We start from the raw sequence: 1,979 nt of genomic DNA, 5'->3' as shown, positions 1-1,979 counted from the left end.
GCTGTTGGACAGGTAGAGCCGTCGACCCCCGCCACCGAATACGTTCCCCACCGGGCCCCGGTACGTCGCCCGCCGCCCGGGGGGGCCCCCCCGCCCCCCCCCCGGGGGGGCCGCGCCGCTCTTCTCGCGGCGGGCGCTCCGTTCGTACGGGCCGGTGCCCTCGTGGGTGCGGGGCCGGCGCGGGCGACCCGGTGGCGGACCTGGCGCGGCGGGGGTGGTACGCGGCAGGTCCGGGTCCTGGCGGCGGGCGCGGGGTACGTGCGGTGCGCGGGTGACGGGTGCCGGGTCAGGGGCTGTGGGGAGTGGTGGAGGCGAGGTGGGCCAGGCGCCCGCGGGCGATGCGGCGCAGTTCCTCGGCCGCGACCTCCCGTTCGGCCTCCTCCGCATGGCCGAGCCGGGCACGGATCGCGGCCAGTACGTGGCCGACCACCTCTTCCTCCGGGACGTTCTGTAGGCAGTACACGAAAACGTGGCCGAACTTGCTCTCGTACGCGGCGTGCGCGGCGCGCAGCGCGGTGTGGGCGACGGGCGGGCCCGGGCTGCGGGCGCCGCACAGGGCGTGTTGCAGGGCGGACTCGTCGGCGAGCGCTTCGGTGAGATCGCGGGGCGTCAGGTCGTGACTGGCCTCGTCGGCCTCGGCGAGCAGCGCTTCCAGGGTCGGATAGGGCCGGTGGGTGACGATCCGGCGGGCCCAGCGGCGGCTGCCGCAACAGGCGAGCAGGGCGGCCTCGGCGGCCCCGTCGCTGGCGATGTTCAGGCGGTCGAAGGCGCAGATGGCCGGTGGCGTGAGGGCCGTGGCCGGTGCGTCGGGCGTGGCGGTACGCGTGGGCGCGGGCGCGGTGGACGCGTCGGGCAGCACGTGCGGAGTCGGGTTAGGCACGGTGGCCTCCTCGGGATGAGCGAGCCCGGAGAAGAAGGCGGCAATCGGAGTTTCGGAGCGGCGGATCGGGCGCCGGGCCACACCGCACGGCGTGCTGCCTGCGCTGTGTGACGGGCCGGCTACGTGTAGGGAACGGTGAGGGAAATTGATGCGGAAGGAGAGATGCGGAATCGCGCGACGGGCGGGGCGCCGCGCGCGGGACGAGGTCAGGAGGGGCGGGCGAGGAGCGGTTGATCGGGTTGCGGCGGGAGGGGCGGGTGCGGGCGGGGCCGGGTCGAACGCGGAAGCGCGGAGACGGGCGGAGGCGGACGGAGGCGGACGGTGGCCGGCGCGAGCGAACGGAGTCGGACGGAGTCGGAACGAGACGCGTGACGAAGGCTCAAGGGGGGAGGCGGAGGTCACGGTAGCGACACCTCCCTGAAATGAACCCCATGCGACATCAATTTCACCCGAAGGAGAGAGTTTTTCTGCGAGTGATGGACGCATTACCTCCGCTTCGTCTGGTATTTCGTCCCTCAATGGGAAGTTTGCCCACATGAGGATGCCTCGCTCCGTGTCCAAGACCACGGTCATCGCCGCAGCCGCCGTGGTCGTCGTGGCGGCCATGGCCATCACCCTGCTCATCGTGGGATGGCCGGACGGCGACGACTCCACTCCCGCCCGTCGGACGGGCCCGAGCTCCGCGTCCGCCGGGCCGACCCCCCTGGACGACCGCTCGCCCCGCCCACTCGGCTCGGCCGCGCCACCGTCCGCGCCGCGGGTGATCCCGGCCGTCCGCGCGTACGAACCGGAAGGCGGCCCCGGCTGGCGCCCCGGCCCGGACTCCCGCGTGGTGGCCGACCCGCGGGGACCCCTCGGCGACGAGGCGCGCCGGCTCGCCGACGAACTCGGCCTCACCGTCGCGGCCGGCCAGCCCCGCCGCGGCGACATCGCCCTGGCCCTGCGCCCGGCGAAGCCCGCACCGTCCGACGGGCCGACGGCCTCCAGCGGCGGACCGGCCGCCGCCCCCGCGCCCCCCCCCCGCGCCGCGGCCCCCCCCCCCCGGCCCCCGGGCGCCCCCCCCCCCGCCGCGGGCGGGGGGGGGGGGGGGGGGGGGGGG

Annotated in this window: 1 protein-coding gene and 1 pseudogene; one reads left to right on the top strand and one right to left on the bottom strand. The window is 76.2% G+C overall.

All coding sequences use genetic code 11. The features are described from left to right. Nucleotides 1-286: 286 nt before the first annotated feature. Nucleotides 287-880 (bottom strand): 2-oxo-4-hydroxy-4-carboxy-5-ureidoimidazoline decarboxylase, encoded by a 594-nt coding sequence (locus AAHZ94_RS33325; protein ID WP_502964860.1) that lies wholly within the window; start codon nucleotides 878-880, stop codon nucleotides 287-289. Between the two features lie 553 nt (nucleotides 881-1,433). On the opposite strand from AAHZ94_RS33325, the pseudogene AAHZ94_RS33320 reads away from it, so the two are divergent. Continuing rightward, nucleotides 1,434-1,979 (top strand): annotated as a pseudogene (locus AAHZ94_RS33320) (hypothetical protein); the annotation flags it as partial.

Source organism: Streptomyces sp. HSW2009 (assembly GCF_040240285.1).
Taxonomy (GTDB): Bacteria; Actinomycetota; Actinomycetes; order Streptomycetales; family Streptomycetaceae; genus Streptomyces.
The sequence above is the reverse complement of the archived record's forward strand: the minus strand, read 5'-3'. Positions and strand labels throughout refer to the sequence as shown.